This window comes from Ramlibacter cellulosilyticus (genome assembly GCF_014297465.1).
Classification (GTDB): Bacteria; Pseudomonadota; Gammaproteobacteria; order Burkholderiales; family Burkholderiaceae_C; genus Ramlibacter; species Ramlibacter cellulosilyticus.
The window spans coordinates 452,843-471,818 of the sequence record NZ_JACORT010000001.1; the positions used below are offsets into that span (position 1 = coordinate 452,843).

An 18,976-nucleotide genomic window follows, 5' to 3' on the forward strand; every position below is an offset into this window, starting at 1 on the left:
TCAGTACTGCACCTTTTTTTCCACGAAACGGAACTGGATCACGGTCAGGGCGATGACGATGCCCATGAGCACCACGGACTGGGCGGCGGATCCGTTGATGTCCAGCGCCTTGAAGCCGTCGTAGTAGACCTTGTAGACCAGGATCGCGGTCTCCTTGCCCGGTCCGCCGTGCGTGGCCGCGTCGACGATCGCGAAGGTGTCGAAGAAGGCGTAGATCACGTTGATCACCAGCAGGAAGAACGTGGTCGGGGAGAGCAGCGGGAACACGATGGTCCAGAAGCGCCTCCAGGGGGACGCGCCATCGATGGTGGCCGCCTCGATCAGCGAGTGCGGGATGGACTGCAGGCCGGCCAGGAAGAACAGGAAGTTGTAGGAGATCTGCTTCCACACGGCCGCCATCACGATCAGCGCCATGGCGTGGTTCGCGTTGAGCAGGTGGTCCCAGGGGATGCCGAGCGACTGCAGGAAGTACGAGATCACGCCGTAGGGCGAGGCGAACATCATCAGCCACAGCACGCCCGCGACCACCGGAGCCACCGCGTACGGCCAGACCAGGAGCGTCTTGTAGATCCCCGCGCCGCGGATCACGCGGTTGGCCATCACGGCCAGCAGCAGCGCGATGGCCAGCCCGGAGAAGGCGACCAGCGCCGAGAACAGGGCCGTCGTCTTGAAGGAGTCGAGGTAGCTCGGATCCTTGAACAGGTTGTCGAAGTTCTCCCAGCCCACGTAGACGCTGCTGCCGCCGAAGGCGTCCTGCTGCATCACGCTCTGGTACAGCGCCTGCGCCGCCGGCCAGAAGAAGAACACGAGCACGACGGCCATCTGCGGGGCGACGAGCACCCACGGCAGCCAGGATGATTTGAACCGGACCCTCTTCTCCATGGCGGCGTATTGTCTATGAATTGATAGGTTCAACGAAAAGGGGGCCGCAGCCCCCTTCGTCATGCATGCAACGGTCGCTCAGCCCTTGTTGGCCTTCTGGAACCGCTCCAGCTGCTCGTTGCCACGCCTCACGGCCTCGTCCAGCGCTTCCTTCGGCGTCTTCGCGCCGCGCCACACGCCTTCCATTTCCTCGTCCACGATGGTGCGGATCTGCAGGAAGTTGCCCAGGCGCACGCCGCGCGACTTGTCGGTCGTCTTGCGGACCATCTGGTTCACCGACACGTCGAAGCCGGGGTTCTGCTTGTAGAAGCCGGACTTCTCGGTGATCTCGAAGGAGGCCTTGGTCACCGGCAGGTAGCCGGTGCGCTGGTGGCTCTTCGCCGCGACTTCCGGCTGCGACAGGTAGTTCAGGAAGTGCGCGACGCCCTTGTACTCGTCGGGCTTCTTGCCGGCCATCACCCAGAGGCTCGCGCCGCCGATGACGGTGTTCTGGGGCGCGCCGGGGACGTCAGGGTAGTAGGGCAGGGTGCCGATGCCGTACCCGAACTTGCCGTTGCGCTTGACGTTGCCGGACAGGCCCGACGATCCCGTGATCATGGCGCACTCGCCGGAGACGAAGGTCGCGTCGGCGGCGTTGTCGCGGCCCTTGTAGACGAACAGGCCGCTCTTGGCCATGTTGGCGAGGTTCTCGATGTGGCGCACGTGCAGCGGGCTGTTGAAGGCCAGGCGCGTGTCGAGGCCGCCGAAACCGTTGTTCTTGGTCGCGTACAGCACGTTGTGCCAGGCCGAGAAGCTCTCCAGCTGCGTCCAGCTGATCCAGCTGGTGGTGAACGGGCACTTGTGGCCCGAAGCCTTCAGCTTGGCCGCGGCGAGCGCCACCTCGGGCCAGGTCTTGGGCGGGGCGTCCGGGTCCAGGCCGGCCGCCTTGAAGGCGTCCTTGTTGTAGTGGAAGACGGGCGTCGAGCTGTTGAACGGGTAGCTGAGCATCTGCCCGTTCGGGGCCGTGTAATAGCCGGCGACGGCAGGGATGTAGACGCCCGGATCGAACTTCAGGCCGGCGTCGGTCATCACCTTGGCCACGGGGACGATCGCGCCCTTGGCGTTCATCATCGTGGCGGTGCCCACCTCGAAGATCTGGATGATGTGCGGCGCATTGCCCGCGCGGTAGGCGGCGATGCCGGCCGTCATGGACTCGGGGTAGCTGCCCTTGAACGTGGGCACGATCTTGTAATCCTTCTGGCTGGCATTGAACTCCTTGGCCAGGTCGTTGACCCATTCGCCCAGGGCGCCTCCCATGGAATGCCACCACTGGATCTCGGTCTGCGCGTGCGCGGGCGCCGCGGCGAAGAAGGCCGCGGCCAGCGCCAGGGCAGAGAGCTTCGATTTCATGCGTTCAACTCCTATCGGATGCCGGAAAGGCCGTAACTCTACGGCGTTCGTGTGACGCGGATTAGACAAACGTGCAGTCCCAGCAGCAAGCGGGTTTCCCATGACCGGTGCCGGCCGTGCTTGCTGCACTGCGGTAACATCCCCATTCAGCCGCTCCTCGCGTTGGCTGACATCCCCCTGACACGATGAACGCGCCAACGACACTCCAACAACTGATGGCCGCCGTCGACGACGACGCGCCGCGCCTGCGCGAGATCCCCTACAACTACACCTCGTTCTCCGACCGCGAGATCGTGATCCGCGTGCTCGGCTCCCGTGCGTGGGAGGTCCTGAACCGGCTTCGCGAGGAGCGCCGCACCGGCCGCTCCGCGCGCATGCTGTACGAGGTGCTCGGGGACATCTGGGTCGTCCAGCGCAATCCCTACCTGCAGGACGACCTCCTCGACAACCCCAAGCGCCGCCGCATGCTGGTGGAGGCGCTGCACCACCGGCTCTCCGAGATCGAGAAGCGCCGCGATGCGCAGGGCGACCCGCAGCGCGACGCGCTCGTGGGCGAGCTGCTCGCGGCCGCCGGCACCGCCGTGCGCAACTTCGACGCGGCGTTCGCCCAGACCGCCGACCTGCGCACGCGCACGCAGCGCCTGCTGCGAAAGTACACACGCAAGGACAACATCAAGTTCGACGGCATGTCGCGCGTGTCCCACGTGACCGACGCCACCGACTGGCGGGTGGAGTACCCCTTCGTGGTGCTCACGCCGGACACGGAGGCCGAGATCGCCGGGCTCGTGAAGGGCTGCATCGAGCTGGGCCTGACGATCATCCCGCGCGGCGGCGGCACCGGCTACACCGGCGGCGCGATCCCGCTCACGTGGAAGAGCGCGGTGATCAACACCGAGAAGCTCGAGGCGATGACCGAGGTCGAGCACGTCGCGATCCCCGGCCATGCCGAACCGGTCGCGACCATCTGGACCGAGGCGGGCGTGGTCACGCAGCGCGTGTCCGATGCGGCCGAGCGCGGCGGCTTCGTGTTCGCGGTGGACCCGACGTCGGCCGAGGCGTCGTGCATCGGCGGCAACGTCGCCATGAACGCCGGCGGCAAGAAGGCCGTGCTCTGGGGCACCGCGCTCGACAACCTGGTGTCCTGGCGCATGGTGACGCCGGACGCGGAGTGGCTGGAAGTCGTCCGCATGGACCACAACCTGTCCAAGATCCACGACGCGCCCGTCGCCACCTTCGAGCTGCGCTACTTCGGCGCGTCGAGCAGGATCGACTGGAACAGGCCGCAGCGCGTGGAGCGCCTGGAGATCCCGGGCGCGCGCTTCCGCAAGGAAGGCCTGGGCAAGGACGTCACCGACAAGTTCCTGTCGGGCCTGCCCGGCATCCAGAAGGAAGGCTGCGACGGCCTGATCACCAGCGCGCGCTGGGTCGTGCACCGCATGCCGCAGCACACCCGCACGGTGTGCCTGGAGTTCTTCGGCAACGCCCGCGACGCGGTGCCGAGCATCGTCGAGATCAAGGACTTCATGTTCGCCGAGCAGGGCCGCAGCGGCACCGTGCTGGCGGGCCTGGAGCACCTGGACGACCGCTACCTGCGCGCCGTCGGCTACGCGACCAAGTCCAAGCGCGCCGTGCTGCCGAAGATGGTGCTGATCGGCGACATCGCCGGCGACGACCCGGACGCGGTCGCCCGCGCCACGTCGGAAGTGGTGCGCATGGCCAACTCGCGCAGCGGCGAAGGCTTCGTCGCCATCAGCCCGGAGGCACGCAAGCGCTTCTGGCTGGACCGCAAGCGCACCGCCGCGATCAGCAAGCACACCAACGCCTTCAAGATCAACGAGGACGTGGTGATCCCGCTGCCGCGCATGGCGGAGTACACCGACGGCATCGAGCGCATCAACATCGAGCTGTCCCTGCGCAACAAGATCCAGCTCGCGAACGAGCTGGAGCTGTTCTTCGCGCGCGGCAACCTGCCGCTGGGCCGCCAGGACGACGCGGGCGAGATCCCGTCGGCGGAGCTGCTGGAAGACCGCGTGGGCCAGGCCGTGGACCTCGTGCGCAGCGTGCGCGCGCAGTGGCAGGACTGGCTGGACCACGCCGACGAGCTGTTCCCGCAGCTGCAGGACCACACCCTGCGCGCGAGCTGGAAGACCCAGATCCGCGCGCCGCTGCAGGCCGTTTTCTCGGGCAACGCGTTCGCGCCCATCCTGGCGGAGCTCAACGCGATCCACCAGCGCGTGCTCAAGGGCCGCGTCTGGGTGGCCCTGCACATGCACGCGGGCGACGGCAACGTGCACACGAACATCCCCGTCAACAGCGACGACTACCAGATGCTGCAGACGGCCCACGAAGCGGTCAAGCGCATCATGGTGCTCGCGCGCTCGCTCGACGGCGTGATCTCCGGCGAGCACGGCATCGGCATCACGAAGCTGGAGTTCCTGACCGACGAGGAGATCGCGCCCTTCGCCGACTACAAGCAGCGCGTCGACCCGGAAGGCCGCTTCAACAAGGGCAAGCTGCTGCGCCCGTCCGCGGCCGGCATGGTGGATGCGGACACCTCGGTGTACGCGGACCTGACCAACGCCTACACGCCGTCGTTCGGCCTGATGGGGCACGAGTCCATCATCATGCAGCAGTCGGACATCGGCGCCATCGCCGATTCCATCAAGGACTGCCTGCGCTGCGGCAAGTGCAAGCCGGTTTGCGCCACCCACGTGCCGCGGGCCAACCTTCTGTACAGCCCGCGCAACAAGATCCTGGCCACTTCGCTGCTCGTCGAGGCCTTCCTGTACGAGGAGCAGACGCGCCGCGGCGTGTCGATCAAGCACTGGGAGGAGTTCGAGGACGTCTCCGAGCACTGCACGGTCTGCCACAAGTGCGTGAACCCGTGCCCGGTGAACATCGACTTCGGCGACGTGTCGATGAACATGCGCAACCTGCTGCGCAAGATGGGGCAGAAGAGCTTCCGCCCGGGCAACGCCGCGGCCATGCTGATGCTCAATGCCACCAACCCGGAAAGCATCAAGGCCATCCGGGCGGCGGTGGTGGGCGTCGGCTACAAGGCGCAGCGGCTGGGCAACACGGTGCTGCGCGGCTTCGCGCACCTGCAGGTGAACAACCCGCCGGAGACGCACTTCCCCGCTCCCATCAAGGAGCAGGTGATCCACTTCGTGAACAAGAAGCTGCCCGCGGGGCTGCCCACGAAGACCGCGCGCGCGCTGCTGGACATCGAGGACAAGGACTACGTCCCGATCATCCGCGACCCGAAGGCGACGACTTCCGAGTCGGAGGCGGTGTTCTACTTCCCGGGCTGCGGTTCCGAGCGCCTGTTCTCGCAGGTGGGACTGGCGACGCAGGCGATGCTGTGGCACGCCGGCGTGCAGACCGTGCTGCCTCCGGGCTACCTGTGCTGCGGCTACCCGCAGCGGGGCTCCGGCCAGTTCGACAAGGCCGAGAAGATGATCACCGACAACCGGGTGCTGTTCCACCGCGTGGCCAACACGCTGAACTACCTGGACATCAAGACGGTGGTGGTCTCCTGCGGCACCTGCTACGACCAGCTGCAAGGCTACGAGTTCGACAAGATCTTCCCGGGCTGCCGGATCATCGACATCCACGAGTACCTGCTGGAGAAGGGCATCAAGCTGGAGGGCGCGGGCGGCTACCTGTACCACGACCCCTGCCACACGCCCATGAAGCTGCAGGACCCGATGAAGACGGTGAAGGCCCTGGTGGGCGAGAACGTGCGCAAGTCGGAGCGCTGCTGCGGGGAGTCCGGCACGCTGGCGGTCACGCGGCCCGACATCTCCACGCAGGTGCGCTTCCGCAAGGAGGAGGAGCTGCGCAAGGACGAGGCCGCGCTGCGCGCCACCGGCGCCGTGCCGGAGAAGGGCAACATCAAGATCCTCACCAGCTGCCCCAGCTGCCTGCAGGGCATGCACCGCTACAGCCACGACCTGCAGAACGGCCTGCTGGAGGCCGACTACATCGTGATCGAGATGGCGCGCAAGATCCTGGGCGAGGACTGGATGAAGCAGTACGTGGCCGCGGCGAACAACGGCGGCATCGAGCGGGTGCTGGTGTGACGAAGGTCGCGGGCTGCCCCCTCTGCGACGCGGCCGGCGGCCGCGTCGTGGTGCAGGCGCCGAAATGGCGCCTGGTCCACGCGGAGGAGGCGGGCTTTCCCGCCTTCTATCGCGTGGTCTGGCAGGAGCACGTGCGCGAGTTCTCGCAGCTGTCGGCGGCCGACCGCAGCGACTGCATGGACGTGGTCGTTGCGGTCGAGCAGGCGCTGATCGCGCAGCTGCAGCCCGCGAAGGTGAACGTCGCATCGCTCGGCAATGCGGTGCCGCACCTGCACTGGCACGTGGTCGCGCGCTTTGCGTGGGACAGCCACTTCCCGGGCGCGGTGTGGGCCCCCGCGCAGCGGGACGCCGACCCCGCGCGGCTCGCCGAGGTCGTCGCGCAGCTGCCCACGCTCGAGGACAGGCTGCGCCGCGGGCTGACGCGCACGCCCTGAAAATCGGTCGCCCTCGTGAAATCCCGCACGGGGCCAACCGCGGCCTCTCCCGTGCGGCGGGCTCTGTCTCTGCGGCAAGCGTGTATAACCTCCACCGTCGAGGATTCCGGTTGCAACACCGGTTACCGGAGGTTCGTCCATGTCTGCCGCCCCCCGCCGATTCCAGTGGTTCGTGCCGCTGGCCGCCGCCAGCCTGCTGCTGGCGCTGGCGCCCGCGTGGGCGCAGACCGCCGGTGAAGTGGAGTTCTCGCGTGGCGTCGGCTTCGCGCAGACCCCGGGCGAGGGGCCCCGCACGCTGGGCCGCGGCCTGCCGCTGCGCGAAGGCGACCGGCTGACCACCTCCGAAGGCGCGTCCGCGATCATCAAGCTGCAGGACGGCACGCGCATGACGGTCCGCCCGAACTCCGAGCTCGTGCTGCAGCAGTACCAGTTCCGCGAGAACGCCCCCGACAACAGCATGCTGATGCAGCTGGTGCGCGGCGGCTTCCGCGCGGTCACGGGCCTGATCTCCAAGGGCTCGCCGAACGCGGCGCGCATCCAGACCAGCACCGCGACCATCGGCATCCGCGGCACCGACTTCGACGCCCGCCTGTGCACCACGCGCGAGTGCGCGCAGGAAGCCAGCCAGATCCAGGAAACCCGCCGGCCCAACGCCGTGCAGGCCAGCGCCAAGCTCACGGGCGTGCAGGGCGAGATCTTCGCCACCGACGGCGCCGGCGCGCGCCGCCGGCTGGTCAACGGCGGCAGCGTGTACCCGGGCGACGTGGTGGAGACCGCCCGCGGCGCGCAGGGCGTGCTGGTGTTCCGCGACGAGTCGCGCCTGACCCTCGGGTCGCAGACGCGCTTCCGCCTCGACAACTTCGTGTACGACGAACAGAACGCGGGCGAGGGCCGCTTCCTCGCGTCCGTCCTGCGCGGCTCCGTGCGCGCGCTCACCGGCCTGATCGCGCGCGCGAACAACCGCAACGTCGGCTTCAGCACCAGCACGGCCACCATCGGCATCCGGGGCACCGGCTTCGACCTCACCTGCACCGGCGCCTGCGCCGGCGAGGCGGGCGAGCCGAACACCGGCCTGACGCTGTGGACCTGGCTGGGTTCGATCGAGGTGGGGCAGACCGGCCAGACCGCGCTGCAGGTCCTGCAGGCCGGCCAGGGCCTGTTCATCCCCGCCAGCGGGCCCTTCATCCCGATCATGACGGACCCGTCCAACCTGCTGCCGCGCCCGGACCAGGTGAACGTGCCGCCCAAGCTGTTCGCCGAAAGCGACGTGTCGGAAGAAGCGCAGGGCCTGTTCGTGTTCGTGCGCGAAGGCCACATCGAGATCGATACGCTCAACGAGCAGCTGCACCTCGGGCGCGGCGAGTCCGGCTTCGCCGGCATGACGGGCGAGTTGCTGCGGCCGACGTCCCACCCCGGCTTCATGGACTTCGACCGCATCCCGCTGCCCACCTCGCGCAACCCGATGCTCACGAGCGTGCTCAACGAGTCCGGCGTGCGCAGCAGCCAGGTGTGCAGGTAGATGTTTGCGCGGGTGACAATTTGTTCACTCGCGCCCAGAATGGCCGGACTCCCCAACAAGAACGAAGCGGCATAGAAACATGAACGGCACCGTCCCGCCGCGCGCGCCGCGGCACGCCCTGCTTGCACTCGTCGCCCTGGCGGCGGGCAGCGCCTCCGCGCAGGCGCCCGCTCCCGCCACGCCGCGGCCGACGCCTCCGATGGCCGCGCCGGCCGCGCCGGTGGTGTTCGCCATCCCCGGCTTCCGCATCGAAGGCGAGAACCCGATCGGCGAAGCCGAAGCGCAGCGCGTGCTCGCGCCCTACGTGCGCCCGGACGCCACCATGGAGACGCTGCAGCAAGCCACGAAGGCGCTGGAGACGGAGCTGAGTGCCCGCGGCTACGGCCTGCACCGCGTCGCGCTGCCGCCGCAGGAAGTCGGCGCGACGGTGCGGCTCGACATCGTGAAGTTCGTGATCGGCAAGGTCGCCATCGAAGGCGCCAGGATCTACGACGAAGGCAACATCCGCCGCACGCTGCCGGAGCTGCGCGAAGGCGAGAGCCCGAACTTCCGCAAGCTGGCGATCCAGACGGCGATCGCCAACGAGAACCCGAACAAGCAGGTGCAGGTGGGGCTGCGCGAGTCCGAGGAGCCGGACCGCATCGACGCCACCATCACGGTCAAGGAAGAGCGGCCGTGGACGGCCGGCGTGGCCGTGTCCAACACCGGCCCCGAATCCACCGGCCGCGACCGCCTGATCCTCACCGCCGGCCACACGAACCTGTGGAACCTGGACCACCAGTTCGTGGCCGCCTACACGACCTCCGTCGAGCGCACCGAGGACGTCAAGCAGTTCGGCCTGACCTACAAGATCCCGATGTACGCGTGGGGCGGCGTCATCGGCGCCACGTACACGCGCTCCGACGTCGTCGGCGACTTCGGCGGCTTCCGCAGCACCGGCGCCGGCCACACGACCTCGGTCGCCTACACGCAGTACCTGCCGCCCAAGGGCGGCCGGCGCAGCTACGTGTCGATCGGCCTCGACGACAAGCTGTTCGAGAAGGCCCTCATCGACGGCATCCCCATCCAGGAAGACCGCCGCAGCCGGCCGGTGGTCTTCGGCTACACCGCTCGCACCGAGACCGACACCGAGATCTGGGGCTACAGCGTCGAGTTCGCCGCGAACACGGTCACCGGCAGCCACAACAACCTGTCGTCGTACCGCACGGAGGATCCGCGGATCGACACGGCCGCCTGGAACGCCTTCCGCGCGGTGGGCAGCGCCACGACCGGCATCTTCACCGACTGGCTGCTGAACACGCGCGCGGCCTTCCAGTACAGCCCCGACGTGCTGATCGCCGGCGAGCAGTTCGGCATCGGCGGCCTGGGTTCCGTGCGCGGCACCGATGCCGACCGTCCGGTGACGGGCGATTCGGGCTTCTCCACCAGCGTGGAGCTGATGACGCCCGAGCCCACGCCGGGCCTGCGCTTCCTCGTCTTCGCCGACGCCGGCTACGTGCGCAACAACAAGCCCGACGACGTGCAGAACCCGGCCTGGGACCGCCTCGCGAGCTGGGGCCTGGGGCTGCGCTTCGTCCGCGGCAAGCTGGTGGCCACCGCCGACTACGGCAAGCTGTTTCGCGGCAGCCGCGTGCCGCTCGCGCTGAACTCCGGGTCGCCGCAGAAGGGCGACGACCGCCTGTACGTCACGCTCGGTATCCGCTTCTAGCGAACGCTCCGCGTAAACTGCGCCCATGGCCGGTTTACGCAGCGAGACTCCTTCCCCCACAGCCCTGACCCTGCACGGCGCCTCGCGCGTGCTGGAGATCGGCTTTTCCGACGGTTCCACCTACCGCATCCCCTTCGAGCTGATGCGCGTGTGCTCGCCCTCCGCGGAGGTGCAGGGGCACGGCCCCGGGCAGGAGGTGCTGCAGACCGGCAAGCGCGACGTGGACGTCGTGTCGCTCGAGCCCGTGGGCAACTACGGCGTGAAGCCCACCTTCTCCGACGGCCACGACAGCGGCATCTTCTCGTGGGACTACCTGCATTTCCTGGGCACGCAGCAGGCGCAGCTGTGGGACGACTACGAGCGCCGCCTGCGCGAAGCCGGCGTCGACCGCGACGCCCCCATGGCGGCCAAGGCCGGCCACGCCTGCGGGCACTGAGGAGGCCGCCATGAGCCAGACCCACTTCGGTTTCCAGTCCGTCGAGGAGCGCGACAAGGCCCGGCGCGTCCGCGGCGTGTTCGACTCCGTGGCGCCGCGCTACGACATGATGAACGACCTCATGTCGATGGGGCTGCATCGCGCCTGGAAGGCCTACACGGTGCTGGTCGCGGACGTCCGGCCCGGCCAGCACGTGCTGGACATCGCGGGCGGCACCGGCGACCTGGCCCAGGCGTTCGCGCGCAAGGTGGGCAGCGAGGGCCTGGTGGTGCACACCGACATCAACGCTTCCATGCTGCGCGTCGGACGCGACCGGCTGCTCGATGCCGGCGTCGTCCTGCCGACCGTGGTGTGCGACGCGGAGAAACTGCCTTTCGCGCCGGAGAGCTTCGACCGGGTCAGCGTCGGCTTCGGCCTGCGGAACATGACGCACAAGGAGTCCGCGCTCGCGGAAATGCACCGGGTGTTGCGTCCGGGCGGCAAGCTGCTCGTGCTGGAGTTTTCCAAGGTGGCGAAGCCGCTGGAAAAGGCGTATGACTGGTATTCGTTCAACATCCTGCCGCGGCTCGGGCGGCTGGTGGCCCGCGACGAGGCGAGCTACCGCTACCTCGCGGAATCCATCCGCATGCACCCGGGGCAGGAGGAGCTGAAGGCGATGATGAAGCGCAGCGGCTTCGGGCACGTGGACTACCACAACCTCACGGCCGGCGTCGCGGCGCTGCATGTTGCAATCAAGTGCTGAGGCCGCATCTGGGCAGGCAAAGGAGAAAGGCATGAAACTCTGGACCGTTCTGCTCGCAGGCGTGCTCGCCTTCGGTGCCCTCGACGCCGACGCGGCACGCCGCCTCGGTGGCGGCGGCTCGATCGGGCGGCAGTCGGGCAACGTGACGCAGCGGCAGGCCACGCCGGCGCCGACCACGCCCACCGCGCCCACCAACGCGCAACGCAGCACCACGCCCGACACGCCGGCGGCCGCCACCGCGGCGCAGCCGCAGCGCAGCCGCTGGGGCGGCATGCTGGGCGGCCTTGCCGCGGGCCTCGGCCTCGCCGCGCTCGCGCATGCGCTGGGCTTCGGCGCGGGCTTCGCCAACTTCATGCTCCTGCTGCTGGTCGGCCTGCTGGTGCTGATGGCCATCGGCATGATGCGCCGCCGCTCCGCGCAGCCGGTTCCCGCCGGCATGCCGCGCGGCAGCTACCAGAACAGCGGCCTGAGCGCCGACCAGCCGCTGTCGCCGCGCCAGTACAACCCGCAGAAGGTGGGCAACGACGCGTCCGCGCGCCCCTGGGAGAGCGGCTACGACGCCCAGCATGCGCAGGACGCGGCACGAGGCGGCATCCGCATCGGCTCCGCGCTCGGCGCGCAAGGGCAGCCGGACGTGCTGCAGGGCAAGCAGACCTGGGGCATCCCGGCGGGCTTCGACACGGAGGGCTTCCTGCAGTCCGCCAAGCGCAATTTCACGACGCTGCAGGACGCCTGGGACCGCGGCGACGTGGGCACGCTGCGCGGCATGATGACCGACGAGATGCTGAGCGAGATCCGCAGCCAGCTTGCCGAGCGCGACCGCGCCCCGATGGCGTCCGTGCAGAAGACCGAGGTGGCGATGCTGGAGGCGCAGCTGCTCGGCATCGAGGAGCTCGCCACCGAGTACATGGCCAGCGTGGAGTTCTCGGGGATGATCCGCGAGGAGCCTTCGGCGGGCCCGGCCCCGTTCCGCGAGGTGTGGAACATGGTCAAGCCCAAGGACGGCTCCGCGGGCTGGCTCGTCGCCGGCGTGCAGGCGCTCCAATAAGCGGCACGGGGCGCAACGCCCCACGCCGAACGCCCATAATCGGGGGATGGCCAGCCCATCCCCCGTTTCCTTTTTCGACCAGCTGTTCGACCGCGTCGGCCGCGCGCTGCAGCCCCCGCCGTGGATGGTCCACGAGATGCAGCACCGGCTGGTGTTGCTGCTCAATCACGTGCTGCAGCAGGAACCGGAAGCGCAGGCGCGGCTCAAGCGCCAGGCCGGGCGGCTGGTGGAAGCGCACTGGCGCCACTTCAACGTGCGGCTGCTCGCCACGCCGGCGGGCCTGCTGGACCTGGGCCCCACCGCGCAGGCCCCCGACCTCACCCTGACCCTCACGGAAGAATCGCCCTGGGCGCTGGCGCAGTCGGCGCTGCGGGGCGAGAAGCCGGCGGTGCGCATCGCGGGCGACGTGCAGCTCGCCGCCGAGGTGCAATGGCTGGTCGACCACGTGCGCTGGGACCTCGAGGAAGACCTCGCCCGCGTCTTCGGTGATGCGCCGGCGCATGCCATGGGCGGCGCGATGCGGCGCATGGCCGAGGCGATCCGCCAGTTCGTGGCGCGCGGCCCCGCCGCGGCGCCCGCCGGCACGGCGGCTCCCACTCCTCCCTCCACACCGGGGCAGGCAGGCGGATGACGCGCTACGTGCGCGCCATCGTCATCCTCTGGGTCATCCTCCGCTACGGGCTGGACGAGCTGGCGCTCTCCGGCTTCCGTCTGCGCGGGCTGGCCCGGATCGTCACGTTCGGCCGTCGCCGCCACATCGACGCGCCGCGGGGGCAGCGGCTGCGCATGGCGCTGGAGGCGCTGGGCCCCATCTTCGTGAAGTTCGGGCAGGTGCTGTCCACGCGGCGCGACCTGCTGCCGCCCGACATCGCCGACGAACTCGCGCTGCTGCAGGACCGGGTACCGCCGTTCCCGTCCGAGGTGGCGGTGGCGAGCATCGAGCGCGCCTTCCGCCGGCCGCTGAACGCGATCTTCGAAACCTTCGACCACCAGCCGGTCGCCAGCGCGTCGATCGCGCAGGTGCACTTCGCGACGCTGCGCATGCGCACCGGCGAGGTGCGCGAAGTCGCGGTCAAGGTGCTGCGCCCCGGCATGAAAGCCGTCATCGAGAAGGACCTCGACCTGATGCGCATGATGGCCGGCTGGGTCGAGAAGGCTTCGCACGACGCGCGCCGGCTGAAGCCGCGCGAGGTGGTCGCCGAGTTCGACAAGTACCTGCACGACGAGCTGGACCTCGTGCGCGAGGCGGCCAACGCGGCGCAGCTGCGCCGGAACATGGCCAGCCTGCACCTGGTGCTGATCCCGGAGATGTACTGGGATTTCGTGCACCCGGAAGTGATGGTGATGGAGCGCATGTCCGGCATCCCCATCAGCCAGACCGAGCGGCTGCGCGAGCACGGCGTCAACCTGCCGCAGCTGGCGCGCGACGGCGTGACCATCTTCTTCACCCAGGTGTTCCGCGACGGCTTCTTCCACGCCGACATGCACCCGGGGAACATCCAGGTGAGCGTGGAGCCGGGCACCTTCGGCCGCTACATCTCGCTGGACTTCGGCATCATCGGCACGCTGACGGAGTTCGACAAGGACTACCTGGCCCAGAACTTCACGGCCTTCTTCCGGCGCGACTACAAGCGCGTCGCGGAGCTGCACATCGAGTCCGGCTGGGTGCCGCCCGGCACGCGCGTCGACGAACTCGAGGCGGCCGTGCGCACCGTGTGCGAGCCTTACTTCGACCGGCCGCTGCGCGAGATCTCGCTGGGCATGGTGCTGATGCGCCTGTTCCAGACCTCGCGGCGCTTCAACGTGGAGATCCAGCCGCAGCTGGTGCTGCTGCAGAAGACGCTGCTGAACATCGAGGGCCTGGGCCGCCAGCTCGACCCCGACCTGGACCTGTGGAGCACGGCCAAGCCCTTCCTGGAGCGGTGGATGATGGACCAGATCGGTCCGCAGAAGCTCTGGCAGGAACTGCGCGACCAGGCGCCCCGCTACGCCAAGATCCTCCCGGAGCTGCCGCACCTGCTGCACAAGCGCCTGCGCGAGGACAGGGGCTTGCTCCGCCACGAGGCGGACGCGCTGACGGAGGAGCTGCGCAAGACCAACCGCCTGCTCCAGACCCTGATCCTGGCAGGGATCGGGTTTGCGCTGGGCATGGCCGGCGCGCTCATCATGCTGGTGCGCATGCGCATCTTCTAGCAGCCGCCCCCCTTCGGCATAATGCCGCGCAGCCCGACAGGGCGAGGAGAGGTTGGGACCATGAATTACACGCTCGTCACCTTTGTCGTCCTGTACCTGCTGGGGACCCTGGCCATCGGGGTCTGGGCCGGGACGCGCATCCACAACACCACCGATTTCGCGATCGCGGGCCGCCGCCTGCCGCTGATCATGGTGGTCACGACCACGTTCGCCACCTGGTTCGGCGCGGAGACGGTCATGGGCATCCCGGCGCGCTTCGTGCAGGGCGGCCTGAACGCCATCGTCGAAGACCCGTTCGGCGCCGGCACCTGCCTGATCATCGTGGGCCTGTTCTTCGCGGCGAAGCTGTACAAGCAGAACCTGCTGACCATCGGCGACTTCTACCGCCAGCGCTACGGGCGCGGCATCGAGGTGTTCTGCTCGGTGGCGATCATCATGAGCTACCTCGGCTGGGTGGCGGCGCAGATCACCGCGCTGGGGCTGGTGTTCTCGGTGCTCACCGACGGCGCCATGTCCGAGACCACCGGCATGATCGTGGGCACCCTCGCGGTGCTGGTCTACGTGGTGATCGGCGGCTTCCTGGCGGTGGCGTGGACCGACTTCATCCAGATGATCGTGCTGGTGGTGGGCCTGGCGATCATCGCGGTGTTCTCCGCCGACCTGGCCGGCGGCAGCGACAAGGTGCTGGCCATGGCTTCCTCCAAGGAGCTCTGGAAGTTCCTGCCCGAGCCGACGCTCACCGACATGGCCTTCTTCGTCGCCGCCGGCCTGACCATGATGCTGGGGAGCATCCCGCAGCAGGACGTGTTCCAGCGCGTGATGTCGGCCAAGGACGCGGACACCGCCCGCAAGGGCGCCGTGATCGGCGGGGCCTCGTACATCCTGTTCGCCTTCGTGCCCATGTTCATCGTGGCGAGCGCGGTCGTCGTGATGGGCGACAGCGCGCTGGAACTGGCCAAGAACGACTACCAGCGCGTGCTGCCCACCTTCGTGCTGACGAAGATGCCGCTGATCATGCAGATCCTGTTCTTCGGCGCGCTGCTGTCCGCGATCAAGAGCACGTCGTCGGCCACGCTGCTGGCGCCGTCGACCAGCTTCGTGGAGAACATCCTCAAGAACCTGCGCCCGCGCATGAGCGACAAGGAGCAGCTGTTCGCCATGCGCGTGACCATCGTCACCTTCACCGCCCTGGTGCTGGCCTACGCGATCGCCATGAAGGGCACGTCGATCTACGAGCTGGTGTCCGCGGCCTACCAGGTGACGCTGGTCGGCGCGTTCGTGCCGCTGGTGATGGGCCTGTACTGGAAGCGGGCCACCACCCAGGGGGCGATCTTCTCGGTGGCTGCCGGCGTGGCGGTGTGGGTGCTGTTCTTCCCGCAGGTCGGCGGCGAGGAGCTGAGCAAGGCCTTCCCTGGGCAGCTCGCGGGCCTGCTGGCGGCCTTCGTGGGCATGATCGCGGGCTCGCTGGCGCCGCAGGTCCTGCGCAACCGGCACGAGGGCGTCCACCACGTGGCAGGCATGCCGGCGAGGTGAGCGCCCGCCCCGGCAGCCCCTGGCCGGGGTCGAGATCCGGCCGGTCAACTATAATTTCGGGCTTTGCATCCCACGACCTGACACAGCCATGCCCATCTACGCCTACAAGTGCGGCTCCTGTGGCCATGCCAAGGATGTCCTGCAGAAGGTCTCCGACGCCCCGTTGACCACCTGCCCGGCCTGCGGCGCCGGGCAGTTCTCCAAGCAGATCACCGCCGCCGGCTTCCAGCTCAAGGGCTCCGGCTGGTACGTGACGGATTTCCGCGGCGGCAGCAACGCCGCGTCCTCTCCCGCCGCGCCCGCTTCCGGCGAAAGCAAACCCGCCGAGCCGGCCAAGACCGAGAGCGCCGCCACGCCGCCCAAGTCGGACGGCCCGAGCGCGTCCGCCGGCGGCTGCGGCGCCTCCTGCGCCTGCCACTGACGCCCGATGCACGCCCTGCGCAAATGGCTGCTGGCGGGGCTGCTCGTCATCGTTCCGGTCGCCATCACGGCGGCCGTGCTGCGCTGGATCATCGAGACCCTCGACCAGACGCTGCTGATCCTGCCCGAGGCCTGGCAGCCTGACCGGCTGATCGGCGTCCACATTCCCGGCTTCGGGATCCTGCTGACCCTGGCCATCCTGCTGGTCGTCGGCGCCATCACCAGCAACTTCGTCGGCAAGAAGCTGGTGAACCTGGGCAACCGCGTGGTCGCCCGCATCCCGGTGGTGCGCGGCATCTATTCCAGCGTCAAGCAGGTCTCCGACACGCTGTTCTCCGAGAGCGGCAACGCCTTCCGCACCGCGGTGCTGGTGCAGTGGCCGCGGCCGGACGTGTGGACCATCGGCTTCGTCACGGGCGCTCCGGGCGGCGACGTGACCACCTACCTGCGCGGCGACGAGTACGTCAGCGTCTACGTGCCCACCACGCCCAACCCCACGGGCGGCTATTTCGTGATGCTGCGCAAGAGCGACTGCATCGAACTGAAGATGAGCGTCGACGAGGCGCTGAAGTACGTGGTGTCCATGGGCGTCGTCGTCCCGGCCGCCGCCCTCCCGAACCGCTGAACCCGGCCCCTTCCGGCCGGCTGCCTTTCCCCTGAGAGCCTTTCCCATGTCCCAATCGATGCGTACCACCTACTGCGGCCTGGTGACCGAAGCCCTGATGGGCCAGACCGTGACCCTGTGCGGCTGGGTGAACCGCCGCCGCGACCACGGCGGGGTGATCTTCGTGGACCTGCGGGACCGCGAAGGCTACGTGCAGGTCGTCTGCGACCCGGACCGCCCCGAGATGTTCAAGGCCGCCGAAGGCCTGCGCAACGAGTTCTGCATCCAGGTGAAGGGCGTGGTGCGCGCCCGCCCGGCCGGCACGACCAACGACAACCTGAAGAGCGGCAAGATCGAAGTCCTGTGCCACGAGCTCGTGGTGCTGAATCCTTCCGTCACGCCCCCGTTCCAGCTCGACGACGAGAACCTGTCCGAGACCACGCGCCTGATGCACCGCGTGCTGGACCTGCGCCGCCCGTACATGCAGAAGAACCTGATGCTGCGGTACAAGGTGACGATGGAAGTCCGCAAGTTCATGGACGCCAACGGCTTCATCGACATCGAGACGCCGATGCTGACGAAGTCGACGCCGGAAGGCGCTCGCGACTACCTGGTGCCTTCGCGCGTGCACGACGGCATGTTCTTCGCGCTGCCGCAGTCGCCCCAGCTGTTCAAGCAGCTGCTGATGGTGTCCGGCTTCGACCGCTACTACCAGATCACCAAGTGCTTCCGCGACGAGGACCTGCGCGCGGACCGCCAGCCCGAGTTCACGCAGATCGACGTGGAGACCTCCTTCATGAAGGAGGAGGAGATCCGCACGATGTTCGAGGGCATGATCCGCAGCACCTTCCAGAACGTGCTGGGCATCGACATCGGCGCCTTCCCGGTCATGCAGCACGCCGACGCCATGCGCCTGTACGGCTCCGACAAGCCGGACCTGCGCGTGAAGCTCGAATTCACCGAGCTCACCGACGTGATGAAGGACGTGGACTTCAAGGTCTTCTCCGGCCCGGCGAACGCCGAGGACGGTCGCGTCGTGGGCCTGCGCGTGCCCTCCGGCGGCGAGATGAGCCGCGGCGAGATCGACGGCTACACCGAGTTCGTCAAGATCTACGGCGCCAAGGGCCTGGCCTGGATCAAGGTCAACGAGGTGGCGAAGGGCCGCGAGGGCCTGCAGTCGCCGATCGTGAAGAACCTGCACGACCGCGCGATCGCCGAGATCCTCAAGCGCACCGGCGCGCAGGACGGCGACCTCGTGTTCTTCGGCGCCGACAAGGCGAAGGTGGTCAACGACGCCATCGGCGCGCTGCGCGTGAAGGTCGGCCACAGCGAGTTCGGCAAGTCCAAGGGCCTCATCGAAGGCCAGTGGAAGCCGCTGTGGGTGGTGGACTTCCCGATGTTCGAGTTCGACGAGGATGCGCAGCGCTGGAACGCGGTGCACCACCCGTTCACCTCGCCCAAGGACGGCCACGAGGACTGGCTGGAAACCGACCCGGGCCGCTGCCTGGCCAAGGCCTACGACGCCGTCCTCAACGGCATCGAGCTCGGTGGCGGCTCCGTCCGTATCCACCGCGAGGACGTCCAGAGCAAGGTGTTCCGCGCCCTGAAGATCGGCCCGGAAGAAGCGCAGGCGAAGTTCGGCTTCCTGCTCGACGCCCTGCAGTACGGCGCCCCGCCGCACGGCGGCATCGCCATCGGCCTCGACCGCTTCGTCATGCTGATGACCGGGGCCGAGTCCCTGCGCGACGTGATCGCCTTCCCGAAGACCCAGCGCGCCCAGGACCTGCTGACCCAGGCCCCCGGCCCGGTCGACGAGAAGCAGCTGCGCGAGCTGCACATCCGGCTGCGGAACCCGCAGGGGGCGTGATCGGAAAGGCGGCGCGTTGCGCCGCTTTTTCACTTTCGGGGGCATGCTGGGGTGCGCTTCGCGCAACCCAGCCTACGATCGCGGCGGGTTCGTAGGCTGGGTTGCGCGAAGCGCACCCC

The 18,976-nt window shown here is 68.6% G+C and carries 15 protein-coding genes; 13 read left to right on the forward strand and 2 right to left on the reverse strand.

The window, feature by feature from the left end:
- Complete coding sequence (gene ugpA / locus H8N03_RS02185; RefSeq protein WP_187074480.1) at window positions 1-882, reverse strand: sn-glycerol-3-phosphate ABC transporter permease UgpA; 882 nt, start codon at window positions 880-882, stop codon at window positions 1-3.
- Between the two features lie 78 nt (window positions 883-960).
- Complete coding sequence (gene ugpB, locus H8N03_RS02190) at window positions 961-2,271, reverse strand: sn-glycerol-3-phosphate ABC transporter substrate-binding protein UgpB (protein ID WP_187074481.1); 1,311 nt, start codon at window positions 2,269-2,271, stop codon at window positions 961-963.
- Window positions 2,272-2,456: 185 nt separating this feature from the next.
- On the opposite strand from ugpB, the gene H8N03_RS02195 reads away from it, so the two are divergent.
- The 13 genes from H8N03_RS02195 to aspS all read left to right on the forward strand — a co-directional run bounded on the left by H8N03_RS02195 (window position 2,457) and on the right by aspS (window position 18,857).
- On the forward strand, window positions 2,457-6,353 hold the full coding sequence (locus H8N03_RS02195) for a DUF3683 domain-containing protein (protein WP_187074482.1): 3,897 nt from the start codon (window positions 2,457-2,459) through the stop codon (window positions 6,351-6,353).
- A complete protein-coding gene (locus H8N03_RS02200; protein ID WP_187074483.1) occupies window positions 6,350-6,787 on the forward strand; it encodes an HIT family protein in 438 nt (145 codons plus the stop codon). Before H8N03_RS02195 ends, H8N03_RS02200 begins: the two co-directional genes overlap by 4 nt.
- Window positions 6,788-6,926: 139 nt before the next feature.
- A complete protein-coding gene (locus tag H8N03_RS02205; protein ID WP_187074484.1) occupies window positions 6,927-8,306 on the forward strand; it encodes a FecR family protein in 1,380 nt (459 codons plus the stop codon).
- Window positions 8,307-8,385: 79 nt separating this feature from the next.
- Window positions 8,386-10,014 (forward strand): ShlB/FhaC/HecB family hemolysin secretion/activation protein, encoded by a 1,629-nt coding sequence (locus tag H8N03_RS02210; RefSeq protein ID WP_187074485.1) that lies wholly within the window; start codon window positions 8,386-8,388, stop codon window positions 10,012-10,014.
- A gap of 25 nt (window positions 10,015-10,039) precedes the next feature.
- On the forward strand, window positions 10,040-10,450 hold the full coding sequence (locus tag H8N03_RS02215) for a gamma-butyrobetaine hydroxylase family protein (RefSeq protein WP_187074486.1): 411 nt from the start codon (window positions 10,040-10,042) through the stop codon (window positions 10,448-10,450).
- Between the two features lie 10 nt (window positions 10,451-10,460).
- Window positions 10,461-11,192, forward strand: coding sequence for a bifunctional demethylmenaquinone methyltransferase/2-methoxy-6-polyprenyl-1,4-benzoquinol methylase UbiE (gene ubiE, locus H8N03_RS02220; protein WP_187074487.1), 732 nt, complete (start codon window positions 10,461-10,463; stop codon window positions 11,190-11,192).
- 31 nt (window positions 11,193-11,223) lie between these two features.
- The gene (locus tag H8N03_RS02225; RefSeq protein WP_187074488.1) at window positions 11,224-12,240 is read left to right on the forward strand and encodes a Tim44 domain-containing protein; all 1,017 of its coding nucleotides are present in this window, start codon (window positions 11,224-11,226) and stop codon (window positions 12,238-12,240) included.
- A gap of 46 nt (window positions 12,241-12,286) precedes the next feature.
- Window positions 12,287-12,871 carry a hypothetical protein gene (locus H8N03_RS02230; protein WP_187074489.1) on the forward strand — a complete coding sequence of 195 codons (585 nt, stop codon included), beginning with the start codon at window positions 12,287-12,289 and terminating at the stop codon, window positions 12,869-12,871.
- Window positions 12,868-14,433, forward strand: a complete 1,566-nt coding sequence (ubiB, locus tag H8N03_RS02235) for a ubiquinone biosynthesis regulatory protein kinase UbiB (RefSeq protein WP_187074490.1) — start codon at window positions 12,868-12,870, stop codon at window positions 14,431-14,433. The genes H8N03_RS02230 and ubiB overlap by 4 nt, the downstream gene beginning before the upstream one ends.
- 60 nt (window positions 14,434-14,493) lie before the next feature.
- The gene (locus H8N03_RS02240; RefSeq protein WP_187074491.1) at window positions 14,494-15,966 is read left to right on the forward strand and encodes a high affinity choline transporter 1; all 1,473 of its coding nucleotides are present in this window, start codon (window positions 14,494-14,496) and stop codon (window positions 15,964-15,966) included.
- Between the two features lie 88 nt (window positions 15,967-16,054).
- Complete coding sequence (locus tag H8N03_RS02245) at window positions 16,055-16,387, forward strand: FmdB family zinc ribbon protein (RefSeq protein WP_187074492.1); 333 nt, start codon at window positions 16,055-16,057, stop codon at window positions 16,385-16,387.
- Window positions 16,388-16,393: 6 nt separating this feature from the next.
- Window positions 16,394-17,011, forward strand: coding sequence for a DUF502 domain-containing protein (locus tag H8N03_RS02250; RefSeq protein WP_187074493.1), 618 nt, complete (start codon window positions 16,394-16,396; stop codon window positions 17,009-17,011).
- A 46-nt stretch (window positions 17,012-17,057) separates the two neighbouring features.
- Complete coding sequence (aspS, locus tag H8N03_RS02255) at window positions 17,058-18,857, forward strand: aspartate--tRNA ligase (RefSeq protein ID WP_187074494.1); 1,800 nt, start codon at window positions 17,058-17,060, stop codon at window positions 18,855-18,857.
- Window positions 18,858-18,976 lie beyond the last annotated feature (119 nt).

What these genes read in the sequence shown, in the direction of transcription:
- H8N03_RS02245 (WP_187074492.1), top strand. Translation starts at nt 16,055, where the DNA reads ATGCCCATCTACGCCTACAAGTGCGGCTCCTGTGGCCATGCCAAGGAT.
- H8N03_RS02215 (WP_187074486.1), top strand. Translation starts at nt 10,040, where the DNA reads ATGGCCGGTTTACGCAGCGAGACTCCTTCCCCCACAGCCCTGACCCTG.
- ugpB (WP_187074481.1), bottom strand. Translation starts at nt 2,271, where the DNA reads ATGAAATCGAAGCTCTCTGCCCTGGCGCTGGCCGCGGCCTTCTTCGCC.
- H8N03_RS02230 (WP_187074489.1), top strand. Translation starts at nt 12,287, where the DNA reads ATGGCCAGCCCATCCCCCGTTTCCTTTTTCGACCAGCTGTTCGACCGC.
- H8N03_RS02210 (WP_187074485.1), top strand. Translation starts at nt 8,386, where the DNA reads ATGAACGGCACCGTCCCGCCGCGCGCGCCGCGGCACGCCCTGCTTGCA.
- ubiB (WP_187074490.1), top strand. Translation starts at nt 12,868, where the DNA reads ATGACGCGCTACGTGCGCGCCATCGTCATCCTCTGGGTCATCCTCCGC.
- H8N03_RS02205 (WP_187074484.1), top strand. Translation starts at nt 6,927, where the DNA reads ATGTCTGCCGCCCCCCGCCGATTCCAGTGGTTCGTGCCGCTGGCCGCC.
- ugpA (WP_187074480.1), bottom strand. Translation starts at nt 882, where the DNA reads ATGGAGAAGAGGGTCCGGTTCAAATCATCCTGGCTGCCGTGGGTGCTC.
- H8N03_RS02225 (WP_187074488.1), top strand. Translation starts at nt 11,224, where the DNA reads ATGAAACTCTGGACCGTTCTGCTCGCAGGCGTGCTCGCCTTCGGTGCC.
- H8N03_RS02240 (WP_187074491.1), top strand. Translation starts at nt 14,494, where the DNA reads ATGAATTACACGCTCGTCACCTTTGTCGTCCTGTACCTGCTGGGGACC.
- H8N03_RS02195 (WP_187074482.1), top strand. Translation starts at nt 2,457, where the DNA reads ATGAACGCGCCAACGACACTCCAACAACTGATGGCCGCCGTCGACGAC.
- ubiE (WP_187074487.1), top strand. Translation starts at nt 10,461, where the DNA reads ATGAGCCAGACCCACTTCGGTTTCCAGTCCGTCGAGGAGCGCGACAAG.
- H8N03_RS02250 (WP_187074493.1), top strand. Translation starts at nt 16,394, where the DNA reads ATGCACGCCCTGCGCAAATGGCTGCTGGCGGGGCTGCTCGTCATCGTT.
- aspS (WP_187074494.1), top strand. Translation starts at nt 17,058, where the DNA reads ATGTCCCAATCGATGCGTACCACCTACTGCGGCCTGGTGACCGAAGCC.